The organism is Thermovibrio ammonificans HB-1, assembly GCF_000185805.1.
Classification (GTDB): domain Bacteria; phylum Aquificota; class Aquificia; order Desulfurobacteriales; family Desulfurobacteriaceae; genus Thermovibrio; species Thermovibrio ammonificans.
The window spans coordinates 648,075-662,834 of the sequence record NC_014926.1 but is presented as its reverse complement, the minus strand read 5'-3'; the positions used below and the strand labels follow the sequence as shown (position 1 = coordinate 662,834).

At 52.4% G+C, this 14,760-nt stretch carries 16 protein-coding genes; 7 read left to right on the top strand and 9 right to left on the bottom strand.

Features of this window, described 5'->3' with window-relative positions; all coding sequences use genetic code 11:
• Positions 1-1,542: a CRISPR-associated CARF protein Csx1 gene (csx1, locus tag THEAM_RS03620; protein ID WP_013537469.1), complete on the bottom strand. Its 1,542-nt coding sequence runs from the start codon at positions 1,540-1,542 to the stop codon at positions 1-3.
• A gap of 85 nt (positions 1,543-1,627) precedes the next feature.
• On the opposite strand from csx1, the gene dapE reads away from it, so the two are divergent.
• Positions 1,628-2,692, top strand: coding sequence for a succinyl-diaminopimelate desuccinylase (gene dapE, locus THEAM_RS03615; protein WP_013537468.1), 1,065 nt, complete (start codon positions 1,628-1,630; stop codon positions 2,690-2,692).
• Here dapE and nadB read toward each other — a convergent pair.
• On the bottom strand, positions 2,676-4,235 hold the full coding sequence (nadB, locus tag THEAM_RS03610; protein ID WP_013537467.1) for an L-aspartate oxidase: 1,560 nt from the start codon (positions 4,233-4,235) through the stop codon (positions 2,676-2,678). The two genes, dapE and nadB, sit on opposite strands and share 17 nt — an antisense overlap.
• Before the next feature lie 8 nt (positions 4,236-4,243).
• A complete protein-coding gene (locus tag THEAM_RS09790) occupies positions 4,244-4,987 on the bottom strand; it encodes a septal ring lytic transglycosylase RlpA family protein (protein WP_013537466.1) in 744 nt (247 codons plus the stop codon).
• Between the two features lie 67 nt (positions 4,988-5,054).
• Here THEAM_RS09790 and THEAM_RS03600 point away from each other — a divergent pair, with 67 nt between their 5' ends.
• The gene (locus tag THEAM_RS03600) at positions 5,055-6,434 is read left to right on the top strand and encodes a class II fructose-bisphosphate aldolase (protein WP_013537465.1); all 1,380 of its coding nucleotides are present in this window, start codon (positions 5,055-5,057) and stop codon (positions 6,432-6,434) included.
• Between the two features lie 27 nt (positions 6,435-6,461).
• Here THEAM_RS03600 and THEAM_RS03595 read toward each other — a convergent pair whose 3' ends face one another.
• The gene (locus tag THEAM_RS03595) at positions 6,462-6,755 is read right to left on the bottom strand and encodes a cupin domain-containing protein (RefSeq protein WP_013537464.1); all 294 of its coding nucleotides are present in this window, start codon (positions 6,753-6,755) and stop codon (positions 6,462-6,464) included.
• Between the two features lie 54 nt (positions 6,756-6,809).
• Here THEAM_RS03595 and rsgA point away from each other — a divergent pair, with 54 nt between their 5' ends.
• From rsgA to THEAM_RS03580, 3 genes are read left to right on the top strand one after another with little or no spacing between them, the layout of a single operon-like run.
• Positions 6,810-7,700, top strand: coding sequence for a ribosome small subunit-dependent GTPase A (rsgA, locus tag THEAM_RS03590; RefSeq protein WP_013537463.1), 891 nt, complete (start codon positions 6,810-6,812; stop codon positions 7,698-7,700).
• Positions 7,700-8,494, top strand: coding sequence for a 3-methyl-2-oxobutanoate hydroxymethyltransferase (gene panB, locus THEAM_RS03585; protein WP_013537462.1), 795 nt, complete (start codon positions 7,700-7,702; stop codon positions 8,492-8,494). Before rsgA ends, panB begins: the two co-directional genes overlap by 1 nt.
• Positions 8,494-9,429 (top strand): oligopeptide/dipeptide ABC transporter ATP-binding protein, encoded by a 936-nt coding sequence (locus tag THEAM_RS03580; protein ID WP_013537461.1) that lies wholly within the window; start codon positions 8,494-8,496, stop codon positions 9,427-9,429. Before panB ends, THEAM_RS03580 begins: the two co-directional genes overlap by 1 nt.
• Here the strand turns inward: THEAM_RS03580 and THEAM_RS03575 are convergent.
• From THEAM_RS03575 to hisC, 4 genes are read right to left on the bottom strand one after another with little or no spacing between them, the layout of a single operon-like run.
• On the bottom strand, positions 9,416-10,126 hold the full coding sequence (locus THEAM_RS03575; protein WP_013537460.1) for a ComF family protein: 711 nt from the start codon (positions 10,124-10,126) through the stop codon (positions 9,416-9,418). The two genes, THEAM_RS03580 and THEAM_RS03575, sit on opposite strands and share 14 nt — an antisense overlap.
• On the bottom strand, positions 10,120-11,271 hold the full coding sequence (locus THEAM_RS03570; protein WP_013537459.1) for a metallophosphoesterase family protein: 1,152 nt from the start codon (positions 11,269-11,271) through the stop codon (positions 10,120-10,122). Before THEAM_RS03570 ends, THEAM_RS03575 begins: the two co-directional genes overlap by 7 nt.
• A gap of 8 nt (positions 11,272-11,279) precedes the next feature.
• Complete coding sequence (locus THEAM_RS03565) at positions 11,280-11,570, bottom strand: hypothetical protein (RefSeq protein WP_013537458.1); 291 nt, start codon at positions 11,568-11,570, stop codon at positions 11,280-11,282.
• Complete coding sequence (gene hisC / locus THEAM_RS03560) at positions 11,570-12,679, bottom strand: histidinol-phosphate transaminase (protein ID WP_013537457.1); 1,110 nt, start codon at positions 12,677-12,679, stop codon at positions 11,570-11,572. Before hisC ends, THEAM_RS03565 begins: the two co-directional genes overlap by 1 nt.
• A gap of 55 nt (positions 12,680-12,734) precedes the next feature.
• On the opposite strand from hisC, the gene THEAM_RS03555 reads away from it, so the two are divergent.
• On the top strand, positions 12,735-13,241 hold the full coding sequence (locus tag THEAM_RS03555; RefSeq protein ID WP_041439417.1) for a CinA family protein: 507 nt from the start codon (positions 12,735-12,737) through the stop codon (positions 13,239-13,241).
• Positions 13,241-13,666 (top strand): 2-amino-4-hydroxy-6-hydroxymethyldihydropteridine diphosphokinase, encoded by a 426-nt coding sequence (folK, locus tag THEAM_RS03550; protein WP_013537456.1) that lies wholly within the window; start codon positions 13,241-13,243, stop codon positions 13,664-13,666. The genes THEAM_RS03555 and folK overlap by 1 nt, the downstream gene beginning before the upstream one ends.
• Here folK and THEAM_RS03545 read toward each other — a convergent pair.
• The gene (locus THEAM_RS03545; RefSeq protein ID WP_013537455.1) at positions 13,631-14,749 is read right to left on the bottom strand and encodes a KamA family radical SAM protein; all 1,119 of its coding nucleotides are present in this window, start codon (positions 14,747-14,749) and stop codon (positions 13,631-13,633) included. The two genes, folK and THEAM_RS03545, sit on opposite strands and share 36 nt — an antisense overlap.
• Between the last annotated feature and the right edge of the window lie 11 nt (positions 14,750-14,760).

Here is a 14,760-nt window from a genome sequence, read left to right as displayed (position 1 = left end):
TTAGAAGTTTTTTTCATCCAATTTGTTTTTCAATTTTTCCCAACACTCTAAATCCCTGTAACGCAGAATCAGGTCCTCCTTATCCTCGAGTTTATCTATTCTTCCTTCAATGAGATTCTTTTCAAGTCCTGCATGAGCTCTCAAATGCCTTGGATCAAAACTCTTCACACAGTTCTTATTAGGCCAGCCACCTTTATTAACTTCTATCTCACACCTACACTCATTTCCTTTCTTACTATCTAAGCAGCATCTCTTAAGATTTCCAAGTTCAGCTTTAGCAATCGGACGGTAAAGTTCTCCCAAAAACCTTAATATATCCTTAAGCTCTTCTCGAGATACCCCTCTCTCATACAGTTCTAAAAATCTAATTAAACCTCTTTTCTTCATTTCTAAGCGAATCCTCAAAGTAGATTCGAGAAAAGCTGCTGACAAAAGCAGAATACGAACTGCATCCCAATTTAGAACTATAGCGGGATACACCTTACATTTAGAATCATTGACGGAATCTATCTTTCCATATTTAACACTAAAATCACAAAGTTCATTTAAATAATCACATACTTTCAACAAGTAGCTCGTATCAGGAATATCATAAGCAAGATAAACAGCAGCCAGCGGCATAGAATAAAGAACAATATTAGCAGCAGTCATACCAAAAGGTAATGGCCCCTTCAAATCCCCCTCTTTTCCCAAATTTCTCTTTAATCCTCTTATTAAATCGTTTATTCTCGAGAGTTCTTGGCTAACTCCGAGCTCCTTATCAATTCTGTAAGCAAAGCTGAAGTATTTAGCATTAAAGGCCCTTTCCGGCTGTCTCTTAAAAAAAACAGCCAGAATATCCCTTTCATTTTTATACCTTATATCCAGAATCTTCGGAGAAAAAAGATTCAAAGAGTCTACCTTAGAGAAAGGCTCTGATTCATAAACAATCAACTTTACATCTCTATGAAAGGCAACAGAGTACACCTTGAGAGCAAGTTCAACTGCTTCCATTAAAGCAACAGGCATATAATTCAAGCCATGGGTAAGGTCTACAATTACTTCTTCAGGACCAATATCAAGAAGTTTCCTTAAAACAGAAGTAGCTACCCAGGATGCAAACAAACCCGCTGGTTCAGGTTTGGGAAGGGAAAATTGATAAGTTATTCCTTCAAAATCATAACTACCTATTCCCGGGACAATAACTATATCTAATTTAGCCAAATTAAGAAGTTCTACTAATTTCTCCGAGGATGCACATTCTCTAATCCAATTTTCAATATCTATCTTTACACTAGTAATCAAGTCTTCATATGATATAGGACAAGACTTATTTCTTTCTCGGGGTTCGCATCCACTCTTTTTGTTATAAAAAGCAGAGTAAACCGTATCAAGAACAAAAACCAAGAAATCGTCACTCGAATAAGCCTTTGCTAACAATCCTAAACTCGTTCTACTTTCATCTTCAATCTCTTTACCATTAACCGCCAATTTATACTTTCTTACCACCCATCCATAAGGATTTCCCCACGGAGCAATTATTAGTCTTTTTGCTTTTTGCATCACCACCCCTATAACTCTATAGGTTAGGTTTTTAAAATTAGATTTTATACTTAATTAAATCAAACACAAGTCTAAAGGAGGATTTATGGTTATAAACTTGTTAGAAAAGCTAATCTCCATTCCATCCGTTTACGGAAACGAAAAAGAGATTGCCGACTACTGTGAAAAGGAGCTGAGCGGGAACCCGAAGCTGAAGGTTATCAGGGAGAACAATACGCTGGTTGCCCATACCGAAATTAACCCGGAGAAGAGAACCGTAGCCCTTGTGGGCCACTTAGATACGGTAGATGTTCCGAACAGCAAAACCGGAAAAGTAGAAAACGGTAAGCTCTACGGCCTTGGGGCCAGCGATATGAAAGCCGGAGACGCGGTTATCCTGAAAATTGCCCAAGACCTTAAAGAGGCCGAAAGCAGGTTTAACCTCTTTTTCATACTCTACGAAAAGGAGGAGGGACCCTACAGGGAGAACGGCCTCCAGCCCCTTTTTAAAAAGTGGAAAGAGCTTCTTTCGAAAATCGACTTCGCATTTGTCCTCGAGCCAACAGATAACACGGTTCAGGTGGGGTGTTTGGGGGTCATACACGCCTGGTTCACCTTCAAGGGGAAAAGGGCCCACTCTGCAAGGCCGTGGCAGGGCGAAAACGCCATCCACAAGAGCTGGCCGCTCCTTAAGTTCCTGAGCGAGCTAAAGCCCAAGCCCTACACAGTTGGAGGACTCACCTACTACGAGGTTCTGAACGCCACAATGGCGGAGTTTGAGGGGGGAAGGAACATCATACCCGAGAGCTTCCGGCTCAACCTTAACTACCGCTTCTCGCCCACAAAGAGCTTAGAGGAGGCCCAAAAGGAGCTGAAAGAGCTCGGAGAGAGGTTCGGAGCCGAAGTTACGTTTACAGACCTCTCCCCGGCAGCAAGGCCTTGCACCGATAACCCGGTGCTGAGGGAGTTCTTGAGTCGGTTTAAGGTAAAAGTTGAGCCGAAACAGGCCTGGACCGATGTTGCCCAGCTCTCAAGCCACGGCATAGACGCAGTAAACTTCGGACCCGGTCAGCCTCACCAGGCCCACCAGGTAGACGAGTGGGTGGAGCTCGAGAAGGTAAAGGAGTGCTACAGAATGCTCGGGGAGTTCCTCTTTAAAGGAGCCTCTTAAGGTCTTCAAGGCTGAAAGAGCTGTGGCGGCGAAGCTCTTCCCTCTCGTAGGGAAAGTCGGTTCTGTAGTGGCCTCCGCGGCTCTCCTCCCGCCTCATGGCGCTTGTGGCAACGGCAAGCGCCAAAACCGCAGCGTTACGAACCAGCCAACCGGACCTCGAGGAGGCCACCTTAGAGAGGCCGTCTATCGCGGCGGTTAGGGACTCCGCACTGCGGAATATCCCCACTTTCTCCCACATAACCCTTTTAACCTCTTCAAGGGGATACTCCCTATCGTGCTTGGGAGAAAAGGGCTCACCCTTTACCCTCACCTCCGAGAAGTTTAACCTCAGGTAGCGCCAGTCCCTAAACATACCGTAGGCGGCCCTGTTACCGAAAACCAGACACTCGAGCAGGGAGTTGCTCGCAAGCCTGTTTGCACCGTGGACTCCGGTGCAGGCGGCCTCTCCGGCGGCAAAGAGCCCCTCAAGGGTGGTCCTACCGAAGGTATCAACCTTTATACCGCCTATGTAGTAGTGAGCAACCGGCGTAACGGGAACCGGCTCCTTTTTGGGGTCTATTCCCCTTTCAAGGAGGCGGGTGGTAATAGTGGGGAAGCGCTCGTAGATGTCTATACCCTTCTTCTTTATAGGGCGAAAATCAAGGTAAACATCTCCGCCGGTTATGCGCCTTTGGGTCTCTATGGCTCGGGTAACAACGTCGCGGGGGGCAAGCTCCCAAAGGCTGTGGTAGTCGCCCATAAACCTGCGGCCGTGACGGTCTATCAGAACCGCCCCTTCGCCCCTAACCGCCTCGGAAATGAGGAAACAGCCGTCGGCGTCGCAGTAGGCGGTTGGGTGGAACTGAACGAACTCAAGGTCTTGAAGCTCGGCACCGTAACGGAGGGCCACAGCTATGCCGTCTCCGGTCGAGGTTGGAGGGTTGGTGTTCTTAAGGTAGAGCCCCGCCGCCCCGCCTGTTGCAATAAGGGTAACGGGAGCGTAGTAAACCTTTAAGTGCCCATCTTCCTCTACAACGGCACCGTAACATCTGCCGTCTTTAACAACCAACTCCCTGAGGGCCACAAACTCCCGTATCTCGCCCCCGTAAGCCGAAAGCAAAACCCTCTCTACCTCTTCTCCGGTTTTATCCCTGTAGTAGAGGATGCGGGCAACCGAGTGGGCGGCCTCCCTGGTGAACTTTAAAAGCCCTTTCGGGTCGGTTTCAAAACGGGCGCCGTAGCGGAGAAGCTCTATGACCCTCTTAACCCCTTCCTCAACGAGAATACGGGCACTCTTCCTATCAACAAGACCTGCACCTGCCTTAACGGTATCCTTAAAGTGTAGGTCGGGAGAGTCTTCCCGGGAAAGGGCTACGGCAACCCCTCCTTGAGCAAGGGAGGTAGAAGAATCGGTTGCAAGGGCCTTGGTCAGAACCACACACCTGAGTCCCAAGCTTTCAAGGGCAATTGCACAGGAAAGCCCTGCGGCACCGCTTCCGAAAATAACCGCATCAAAAGTCTCCGAGGGGAGGTCAAGGGTATCAAAGGGTTTCAGAACAACCACCTTCCACCTCACAAGTTGATAATGAACGAACCGGAAAGGCCTCTACCTCTGAGCCACCGTTTGAGGGCAAGGGCCTTCTTATAACTGCCGACGGGACCCACCAAAACCCTGTAGAAACCCTTCAGCCTAACAACCCTAACGCTGAGCCTGTAGCGCCTGAAAACACTCCACTTAAACCTGTAGGCGTTGAGCTTGTTCCTGAAGGCTCCCACCTGAACGTAGAAGTGTCCCCTGTAGTAGTTCTCCGGCAGATAGCGGCCGTCTACGCGCCTTCCCAGGGCAACTATCTTAACCTTCGCCGTTCCCTTTTTCAGCATTCCTAAGCGTTTTGCCGCCGCGTAGGAGAGGTCGATTATCCTACCCGGAACGAAGGGCCCCCTGTCGTTAATCTTAACGATAACGCTCCTGCCGTTCTCAAGGTTGATAACTCTAACGTAGGTGCCAAGCGGAAGGGTCTTGTGGGCAGCAGTCAGCTTAAACATGTTGTAAACTTCGCCGCTCGCAGTTCTGCTGCCGTGAAATCCCGGACCGTACCAAGAGGCTATGCCGACCTGAACGAACCCCCTTGCACTGCGCCTTACGCAGTAGGTCTTACCCTTTACGGTATAGGTGTACTTACACTTCTTCGGCTTTACCGGAACCTTACCGTAGCGGGCCGGCGGATAGCCGGGAACAACAACAACCCGCCTCTCCGGTGCAGAACCGCAGCCTGCGAACAGGAGAGCAAGGAAAAGCAGAAGCAGCCTCACCATAGTGTAGGCTATTTTAACCAATCGGGAAGCTGATAAAATTCCAGAACAAAAACTATAGGAGGGACCCATGAAAACGCTCTCTGTAGAGGATATAAAGGCGAGAACCCAGGGCGTTGTGGAGCTCAAAGAGGACAGAGTTAACGTTCTCGACGCGGAAAAGGTTCGGGGCGAGCTCATAGACGACCTCATCTACACGGCCGTATTCGGCGACGAGAAGGCCAAAGAGCTCGCAAGGTGGCTCATAAGGGCTATCGCCCTTGAGCTCAACATAGTTCCGGCCTCCATTCACGACCTTTACACAAAGGGGATGGCAAACGAGGAGATTGATAAGTGGTTTACCGTTCCCGCCATGAATATAAGGGGTATGACCTACGACGTTATGAGACAGATTTTCAAAGTGGCAGTTGACAAAAACGTTAGAGCCTTCATCCTCGAAATCGCAAAGTCCGAAATCGGCTACACCGACCAGCGCCCTGCCGAGTATACCGCCTGTGCACTTGCAGCAGCAATAAAGGAGGGTTTTGAAGGGCCTGTGTTTATCCAGGGAGACCACTTCCAGTTCAACGCCAAGCGTTACTTTGAAAACCCCGAAAAGGAGCTCGAGAGCATAAAGGCCCTCACAAAGGAGGCCATAGAGGCGGACTTCTTCAACATCGACATCGACCCCTCCACCCTCGTCGACTACTCCAAGCCGACCCTTAAGGAGCAGCAGCTCCACAACTACCTGAACACCGCGAAGATGACCGCCTACATCAGGGAGATAGAGCCCGAAGGGGTAACGGTATCGGTAGGCGGTGAGATAGGCCACATCGGCGGTAAGAACTCTACTCCCGAGGAGTTTGAGGCCTTTATGGAGGGTTACCTCGAAGAGCTTCGCAAGTACGGCGAGAACCTGCCCCACATAAGCAAAATCTCCGTTCAAACGGGAACAGAGCACGGAGGTATCCCTTTGCCCGACGGTAGGGTTGCAGAGGTTAAGCTGGACTTCTCCGTTCTTGAGTCTATAGGGGAGATTGCCCGCAAGAAGTACCAGATGGCCGGTGCAGTTCAGCACGGAGCTTCAACACTCCCCGACGAGCTGTTCCACAAGTTCCCCGAGGTTAAAACTGCAGAGATACACCTTGCAACCGGATTCCAGAACATCATCTACGAGTACCTGCCCGAAGACTTTAAGCAGGAAATCTACAACTGGCTCAAGACCGAGCTCAAGAACGAGTGGAAGGAGGGCTGGACTGAGCAGCAATTCATCTACAAAACCAGGAAGAAGGCGTTCGGTAAGTTCAAGAAGGCCTTTTGGGACCTGCCCCACGATGTAAAAAGGCCTATGCTCGACGCCCTGCTGGAGAAGTTTCACTTCCTCTTCGACCAGTTAGGAGTTTTTGATACAAAAGAGGTTGTAAACAGGTACGTTAAGCCTGTGAAAATCTACAAGAAACAGCCCGAATAAGATACGGGGGAGCTTCCCGCTCCCCCTTTACTCCAACTTACTGCCACACACGTAGGTCACCCCTTCAGGCCCCACTTCGGCCCAGTGCTCCGTTCCGGCCGGAACCTCGAGTCTATCTCCGGGCCCAAGGGTAACAACCCCTTCTCGGGTTCCCATAGTTATCCTCCCCGAGAGCACCCAGCGCACCTCGTTAAACGGGTGGGTGTGCCAGTCGTAGAAAGTGCCCGGAGAGTCGCTCCAAACGTAGAGGTTCGTGTAGCCCTCCTCTCTGAGCCTTCTGAAAACCTCTTCCTTATCTGTTATGCCGGTTTTCTCAACCATTTTGAACCTCCCGAGCGTATAATTTACAAAACCTCAACCAGGAGAAGGGGATAGATGGCCGAAGGGATTGTAACCGAAAGAGCCGGTCAGAAGATAACGGTTTACCTTCCGGAAGAGGGAAGGGAGCTCAGGGGTGTTCCGCTGGGGAAGGTCAGGAAGAAGGAGAAGGTGTTTGCCGGAGACATCGTAGAAGGAAGGGTGGTAGACAGTTCTACCTTTGCCATAGAGAGGGTAAAGGAGAGGAAAAACCTGCTCGTAAGGCCGCCTATAGCCAACGTAGATAAGGTGGTTGTGGTCTCGACCCTTAAAAACCCAGAGTTTCAGAACTTCCTCCTGGACAACCTTCTGGTTGTTTACGACCATCTGGGGCTCGACACCGTTGTGGTCTTCAACAAGGTAGACCTTCTGGACCCGAAAGAGAGGGAAGAGCTAAACCGCTGGGTTGAGATATATAGGAACGCCGGCTACCCGGTAGTAACGGCAAGCGTTGAAACCGGAGAGGGGCTTAAAAAGCTGAGGGAGGAGCTAAAGGGGGTGACCTCCATATTTGCAGGCCCCTCGGGGGTCGGAAAGAGCTCTCTCATATCGAAGCTCACAGGGGTAGAGCTCAGAACCGGCCAGGTGAGCAGGAAGACCGAAAGGGGCCGCCACACAACGAGGGAGGTGCGGCTCATACCCTTTGAGGGAGGCTTCATAGGAGACGCCCCCGGATTCTCGAGGGTAGACGCCCTCAACTTCATGGAAAGAGAAGAGGTAAGGCTTCACTTCCCCGAGTTCGGCAGATACCAGTGCAGGTTCTCCGACTGCCTCCACCTTGAGGAAGAAGGGTGTGAGGTTAGGGAGGCGGTAAAGAGGGGTGAGATTCCCTGTGAGAGGTTCAAGAGCTACCTGAAGATGCTGAAGGTTTACCTGCCCTGGCTCTCTGAAGTGTGTAAGGAGGAGTAATGAGGGTTACAGTTGCCACTCTGGCAGAGAAGAAGAGAAAAGGCGAGAAGATAACGGTTCTGACCGCCTACGACTACCTTACGGCAAAGCTCTTAGACAGGGCCGGCGTAGATGCAATACTGGTGGGCGACTCCCTCGCCATGGTTGCCCTCGGCTACCCTTCAACCGTTCAGGTAACGATGGAGGAGATGATACACCACACCAAGGCGGTTGTAAGGGGAAGGGAGAGGGCTCTTGTGATATTCGACATGCCCTTCCTCTCGTACCAAACGGGAGAGAGGGACGCCGTTTTAAACGCCGGAAGGGCCCTTAAAGAGACTGGGTGCGACGCCGTAAAAGTTGAAGGGGGCAAGGAGATGGCCGGCGTTATAAGGGCCATCACCGAGGCCGGAATACCGGTTATAGGGCACGTAGGCCTCCAACCCCAGAGCGTTAACCTGTACGGCGGGTACAGGCTCAGGGGGAGAACAAAAGAGGAGCGAGTGAGAATCCTGGAAGACGCAAAGGCCGTAGAGGAGGCAGGGGCCGTTGCAGTAGTCCTGGAGAAGATTCCCGCAGACCTCGCAAAGGAGATAACCGAAAGCCTCTCCATTCCAACCATAGGAATAGGAGCCGGCCCTTTCTGCGACGGACAGGTTCTCGTTTTCCACGACCTTGTAGGCCTGTTCACAGATTTCAAGCCCAAGTTTGTAAAGCGCTACGCCGAGCTGGGTAGGGAGGCCGAAGAGGCGGTAAAGAGCTTCATAAAAGAGGTTCAAGAGGGCAAGTTCCCGGGAGAGGAGCACTCGTACTGATGGAGATTCTAAAGGCCGAGAGGGTTTACAAGCTCTTCCCGGTAAAGAGGAACCTGCTGGGCAGGGTTACCCGGTGGTTTCCGGCCCTTCGGAAAGTCTCCGTAACGGTTGAGGGGGGTAAAACGCTTGGAGTCATAGGAGAGAGCGGCTGCGGGAAGTCTACGCTGGGGAAGCTCCTCCTCGACCTTGAAAAGCCCACAAAGGGCAGGGTGCTTTACAAGGGCAAAGACATCGGAAACCTCCGGGGCAGGGAGTACAGGGAGTACAGGGTAAACGTGCAGGCGGTTTTCCAGAACCCCCAAAGCTCCCTCAACCCCCGTATGAAGGTGTGGGAAATCGTAACCGAGGGGTTAAAGGTAAACTACCGGCTCCAAAAGAAGGAGCTTTTAAACCGCGCCCGGGAGCTCCTTACCCAAGTGGGGCTGCCCGAAGACTATGCAGAGCGCTACCCCCATCAGCTCTCGGGGGGCCAAAAGCAGCGGGTTGCCATAGCCAGGGCCGTTGCCCTCCAGCCAGAGGTTATCGTTGCAGACGAGCCGACCTCGGCACTCGACGTTTCGGTTCAGGCCCAAATTGTTAACCTCTTTTTAAGGTTGCAGGAAGAGCTCGGCCTCTCTTACTTTTTTATCTCCCACTCAATTCCCGTGGTGTCGGCAATCAGCGACTCGGTTGCCGTTATGTACAAAGGGTTCGTGGTGGAGAGAGGCTCAAAGGAGCAGGTTCTCTGCTCAACCGCCCACCACTACACCAAACTCTTAAAGGAGAGCATTCCGCCGGTAAAGGGGGAAATCCCCGAGCCGACAGGTGAAGAGCCGGAAGGGGGGTGTCCGTTTTACAGCAGGTGCCCGGCCAGAAGGCCCGAGTGTCTGAGCTACGATATGGAGCCGGTAGAGGTGGAGCCGGGCCACTTTGTTGCCTGCATCAACCCGGTTTAACGGGGGTGTAGCAGACCGTATAGACGAAAACCCTCTCCGCCCCTCCCTCCTTTAAAACTCTGGCGACCTCGTTTGCCGTTGAGCCGGTGGTGAAAACGTCGTCTATAACCAGAACGGTTCCGCTCACGGGCCCGAGAAGAGAAAAGGCTCCCTTAACGTTGTTGGCCCTATCAGCGGCCGAGAGGGTCGACTGCCTTTCAACCTTTTTCACCTTCTTTAAAAGGGGGATAAAGGGAACGCCGGCCCCCTTTAAAATCTCCTCTACCTGGTTGAAGCCCCTTTCCTTCAGGGTTTCGGAGTGAACAGGCACGGGAACTATAAGGTCGGGGTTTAAGGCGGAAATCCACCGCTTTAAGTGGGGAGCAACGGCTCTCCCTATTTCAGAGGCAACCGGCTTCAGGCGGTTGAACTTGAGCTCCCTGAGGGCCTCCTCTGCAAGGCCGGAGTAGAGGGTGAAGTAGTTCACGCCGCTGAAGTGGAAGCTCCTGCCCTCGGCACACCTTCCGCAGAGCTCCCCTACGCCTGGGAGAAGCTCCAAAGGGTGACCGCATCTTCTACAGCGTTTGCCGGTATAGAGCTTAAAGTGTTCATTCCAGCACTTCCTACAGGCAACGTAGGCGTGGTCAAGAAGCAGCAGAGAGCCGCATACGCGGCAGTAGTCGGGGAAGAGGAGGTCGAGGAGAAGCCTTTTTAACACTTTTTAAGTCTCTCTTCGATTTCCCCGTAGAGCTCCCCTAACTCCTCCCTGACAAAGTGCTCCACAATCTCGGGAACGGAGTCGGGGGAGGCAGACAGCAGCTCAACGCCGAGTTCAACCGCCTTAGGGGGAGCTTTAAGCTCACCCATGAAGAGCTTCAGGTAGTCGGCGTAGGAGCGGCTTTCGGCAACCGTCTCCTGCTCGTCAAGTTGCCTGATTTTCTGAATCCTGACCGCAAGGGCCAGGGAGTAGAGCTGCTCCAGAAGGTCTGAAAAGTGGTTCAAATCAACGGTTGAGTAGGTATAGGTGAGCAGAACCACCGGGGGTTTATCGAAGGAGCGAACCTTCTCCAGGAGCTCTTTCAGGACTTCCCGAGCGTTTTCTTGGTTGAAGCTCTCGACCACAAAGGGCCTCAAGCCCTCAAGCTCAACCCTCTCGAGCTCACCGGTTTCAAGGTTTACAAGGTTAAAGCCCCTGCGTCCCCTCTGGGCCTCCTGTTTGGAGCGAAACTCTGTAGCCCCCGCGTAGGCAAGGAGGCCGCCCGAGGAGAGCTTTTGGTAGGTAAACAGGTGAACGTGGCCCGCCGCATAGTAGTCAAACCCCTCGGGAAGCTCACTCACGAGGAGCTCGTAGGCCCCCTCGTAAGATAGGATAAAGTCCAGGGCCTGGTGGAACATGAAAACGGAGAGGTCGCTGCGCCGGGCCTCTTCCGAAAGGCCGTCGAAAAACTGCTCCCTTATCCGTTTAACGTGAACTCTGGGGTGGTACCTTAAACCGGCAAAGAGCACACCTTTAACCGTTTTGGTGCCGAGCGGGTCTATAAGCTCAAGGAGCCCGAGATTCTCCAATAGCTTGTGGGGAGGGTAAACTCCCCTCCTCATGGCCCTGTCGTGGTTACCGGTTATGGCAACAAAGGGGACCTTTCTCTCTTTAACCTGCCTGAGAACTTGGATAACACCGTCTAAGCTCTCCATATCGGGCTGGTAACTCTCAAAGAGGTCCCCCGTATGAACGATAACCTCGGCACCGAGCTCAAGGGCCCTCTCTACGGCCAGCTTAAAGGCATCAAGGAAGTCCCTCTTCCTCTCGGGACTGTGGTACTGCATATAGCCCAGGTGGGAGTCGGAAAGGTGAGCTATCTTCACGGCAACCCCTACTTGTAATCTACTATAACAACGCCTCCCCAGGTTCCAACTCTTATAATATGGCCCCTTTCGTCCCGGAAGGTAACAACGCCCGTGTGACGGTCGTTCTTGTCCTGCTCAAACCACACGTAGCCGTCGCCGCTGTACTGGGCAACCAGCTTCCCGCCGTTGTAAACCTTAACCGTAAACTTACCGCCGGTAACCTTTAGAATCTGCTTCTCCACTTTGGTCTGGAGCTTGCAGGAGCAACCGCCGGCAAACAGGAGCGGAAGCAGGGAAAGAAGCATGAGTTTTTTCATTATTTCCCCTCTTTAAGTTCCTCGAGAACCTCTTTCAGCTTGTTGATGAAGATTATATTCTCCCTCATAGTTCCCACAGTTACCCTTATGTGGTCGGGGAAGCCGTAACCGTCCATGGCCCTAACGATAACCCCCTTCCTCAGAAGCCGGTTGAAAACCTCCCTGCTGGGGTACCCCACCTTCACAAGGATGAAGTTGGCGTAGGTGGGAACGTACTCGAGGCCGAGCTTCTCAAACTCGTTGTAGAGGTACTTCTTCCCTTCCTCGTTGACAACTTGGGAGTGCTTAACAAACATCTTGTCGTCTAAGGCGGCCGCTCCGCCTACCTGCGCCGGACGGGTAACGTTAAAGGGCTGCCTTATTCGGTTCATGTCGGCGATTATCTCCTCCCGGGCAACGGCGTAACCGAGCCGTAGGCCGGCAAGGCCGTAAATCTTGGAAAAGGTTCTGGTCACAACAATATTCTTCTCGTAGATGTAATCGGGGCCGTTGGGAACGTTAAAGCCGGCACCTACGGCGTACTCGTAGTAGGCTTCGTCTAAAACCAAAAGGACGTCGTCGGGGAAGTCCTTCAAGAAGGCCTCAAACTCGGCCCGGGAGAAGGCCGTTCCGGTAGGGTTGTTGGGGTTGGCAAGGAAAACAACGGCGGTGTTCTCGTCTATGGCATCAAGGTGGGCCTTCAGGTCCATGTAGTAGTTGTCCTTCGCCTTAACAACTTTGTGGTCTGCCCCGGAGAGCTGAACCACTATCGGGTAAACGGCGAAAGACTTCTCGCTGTAAACGGCGTTGAGTCCGGGCCTTAAGTAGGCCCTGGAGATTATGTCGAGGGCCTCGTTTGAGCCGAGTCCAACGAAGAGGTTCTTCCGCTTAACCCCCAGGTGAGAGGCCAGCTTCTCCTTAAGGTAGTAGGAGTTGCCGTCGGGGTAGCGGTTGAGGTTCTTAAGGTCTTCAACTATGGCCCTAACCGCAGAGGGACAGGGTCCGAGGGGGTTCTCGTTTGAGGCGAGCTTTACTATCTCTTTAAGGCCGAGCTCTCTCTTAAGCTCCTCCTCGGGCTTGCCCGGCTCGTAAACGTGAACCTTCTTTATGTGGTCGGGAAGGGAGAACATAGAAACCCTCCGGAACTTTGGTAGGATTGAACCGAATTATAGCAAGGAGGCTAAGATGGCCAAGGAGCCCGTAGAGTTCCTCCTGAAGGAAGCACTGCTGAAGAGGGGACTGACCGTGGCCACGGCGGAAAGCTGCACAGGGGGACTTGTTGCCGCAAGGATTGTAAACGTTCCAGGCAGCTCGGAGTACTTCTTGGGAGGAGTGGTGGCCTACCACAACGACGTTAAAGAGAAGGTTTTAGGGGTTAAGAGGGAGACCCTTGAAACTTACGGTGCCGTAAGCCCTCAAACGGCCCGAGAGATGGTTAAAGGCGTGGTAAAGCTAATCGGCAGCGACTGCGGCGTTTCCACAACCGGCATAGCGGGCCCGACCGGCGCAACGAAGGAGAAGCCCGTAGGGCTTACCTATATAGGGGTAAAGGTAAAAGAGAGGGTAGAGGTGTTTAAGTTCATCTTCACAGACGACTCTCCCGACCCGGTTAAACAGAGGAACCGCAGGCGTAAAAAGGCGGCGAAGAAGGCCCTGAAGCTCCTCTTAGCGATGGTGGAGGGAAGGCTCTGATGGCGCTTGCCCTACTTGTAATGGGGAGCAACTTGGGAAACCGAAAGGAGAACTTAAAGCGGGGGAAGCTCCTTGTGGAGCGGTTCGCAGGCCCGATTCTAAGGGAAACGCCCCCGGTTGAGACCGCACCTTTCGGCGTTACCAAACAGCCTCCCTTCTTGAACTGCGGCCTCTTGATTGAGACCGACCACCCGCCCTTAGAGCTCCTCAGGCTCCTGAAGTGGATAGAGAAAAGGGCCGGAAGGTATCCCACCTACAGGTGGGGGCCGAGGGTTCTCGACGTGGATATAGCCCTTTACGAGGGAGTGAAGAGGGAGACGGAGGAGCTGAAGCTCCCCCACCCAGGACTGAAAGAGAGGCCGTTTTTCAGGGAGATAGCAAGAGAGCTCTTAGGTGGCACACACCTCCTCTTCAACCGGCTCTAAGTCGTCGAGCCACCCGGCGTTGGGCGTAAGCTTCATCCTGAAGAACTTGCCGACGTTCTCGGGGTTCTTGGCCTGGTGGTACTTGAGGAATATCTCATCGCCCATAACGCCGACAATCTCTATCTTCCCTGTTTTGTGGGACATTATGTACTTAAAGCGCTTGGCGTGGCCGTCGAGCATCCTCTTGGCCCCTTCAACAATCCAGTAACCCTCCTTGAGAGGGACCTGGAAGTGGGTTTTCACCCTTGAAACGGGCCTACACTGGAAAACGTAGTAAGGTATAACTCCGGCCGAAGTAATCTCCTTCATCAGGGTTGCAAGCACCTCGGGGGTGTCGTTAACGCCCTTAAGGAGAACCGTTTGGTTGCTAACCGGAACGCCGGCCCTTATCAGAGAGTCTACCGCTTTCCTGGCCTCTTTGGTAACCTCGTTGGGGTGGTTGAAGTGGGTTACCAGGTAAACCCTCCTTTCGGGTGTAGAGTACTTGGAGAAGACCTCGAGGAGCTTGGTATCTTCGTAAATCCTCATAGGGTAGAAAACGGGAACTCTACTGCCGAACCTGATGAACTTCAGGTGGGGAATTTTGGAGAGCTCGGAGAGGAAGTACTCTATAACGTCGGTCGGAAGAACGAGGGGGTCTCCGCCCGATATCAGGACGTTCGTAATTTCGGGGTGCTCCTTTATGTACTCAACGGCCCTGTCAAAGAGCTTCAAAGTCTCGTTTGTGGGTATTCCCACAAGCCTCTTCCTGAAGCAGTGGCGGCAGTAACCTGCACACCTGTTGGTCACAAGCAGGAGGGCGGTCTCCTTGTACTTATGCTGAAGCCCCGTTAAAACGGTGTTCTCCTTTTCGCCGCTTGTGTCGTAGGAGCCGCTTACGTCCAGCTCATCGAGGCTGGGGAAGATTATATTTTTTATAGGGTCGTTAGGGTCGCTCCAGTCTATCAAACGGGCGTAGTAGTCGGGGATGAACATGGGGTGTTTCTCGATGACCTCCTGGAGCTTCTCCCTTTCAGAATCGGGAATCTTTACTCCAAAGGCCTGCTCAACCTCTTCAAGGCTTTTGAACCCGGGAATCTGCATAGCACTCCTCT

Excerpts from the sequence above, each read along its gene's own strand:
- dapE (WP_013537468.1), top strand. The coding sequence starts at position 1,628 with ATGGTTATAAACTTGTTAGAAAAGCTAATCTCCATTCCATCCGTTTAC.
- THEAM_RS03580 (WP_013537461.1), top strand. The coding sequence starts at position 8,494 with ATGGAGATTCTAAAGGCCGAGAGGGTTTACAAGCTCTTCCCGGTAAAG.
- rsgA (WP_013537463.1), top strand. The coding sequence starts at position 6,810 with ATGGCCGAAGGGATTGTAACCGAAAGAGCCGGTCAGAAGATAACGGTT.
- THEAM_RS03545 (WP_013537455.1), bottom strand. The coding sequence starts at position 14,749 with ATGCAGATTCCCGGGTTCAAAAGCCTTGAAGAGGTTGAGCAGGCCTTT.
- THEAM_RS09790 (WP_013537466.1), bottom strand. The coding sequence starts at position 4,987 with ATGGTGAGGCTGCTTCTGCTTTTCCTTGCTCTCCTGTTCGCAGGCTGC.
- hisC (WP_013537457.1), bottom strand. The coding sequence starts at position 12,679 with ATGTTCTCCCTTCCCGACCACATAAAGAAGGTTCACGTTTACGAGCCG.
- csx1 (WP_013537469.1), bottom strand. The coding sequence starts at position 1,542 with ATGCAAAAAGCAAAAAGACTAATAATTGCTCCGTGGGGAAATCCTTAT.
- THEAM_RS03555 (WP_041439417.1), top strand. The coding sequence starts at position 12,735 with ATGGCCAAGGAGCCCGTAGAGTTCCTCCTGAAGGAAGCACTGCTGAAG.
- panB (WP_013537462.1), top strand. The coding sequence starts at position 7,700 with ATGAGGGTTACAGTTGCCACTCTGGCAGAGAAGAAGAGAAAAGGCGAG.
- folK (WP_013537456.1), top strand. The coding sequence starts at position 13,241 with ATGGCGCTTGCCCTACTTGTAATGGGGAGCAACTTGGGAAACCGAAAG.
- THEAM_RS03565 (WP_013537458.1), bottom strand. The coding sequence starts at position 11,570 with ATGAAAAAACTCATGCTTCTTTCCCTGCTTCCGCTCCTGTTTGCCGGC.
- THEAM_RS03595 (WP_013537464.1), bottom strand. The coding sequence starts at position 6,755 with ATGGTTGAGAAAACCGGCATAACAGATAAGGAAGAGGTTTTCAGAAGG.
- THEAM_RS03600 (WP_013537465.1), top strand. The coding sequence starts at position 5,055 with ATGAAAACGCTCTCTGTAGAGGATATAAAGGCGAGAACCCAGGGCGTT.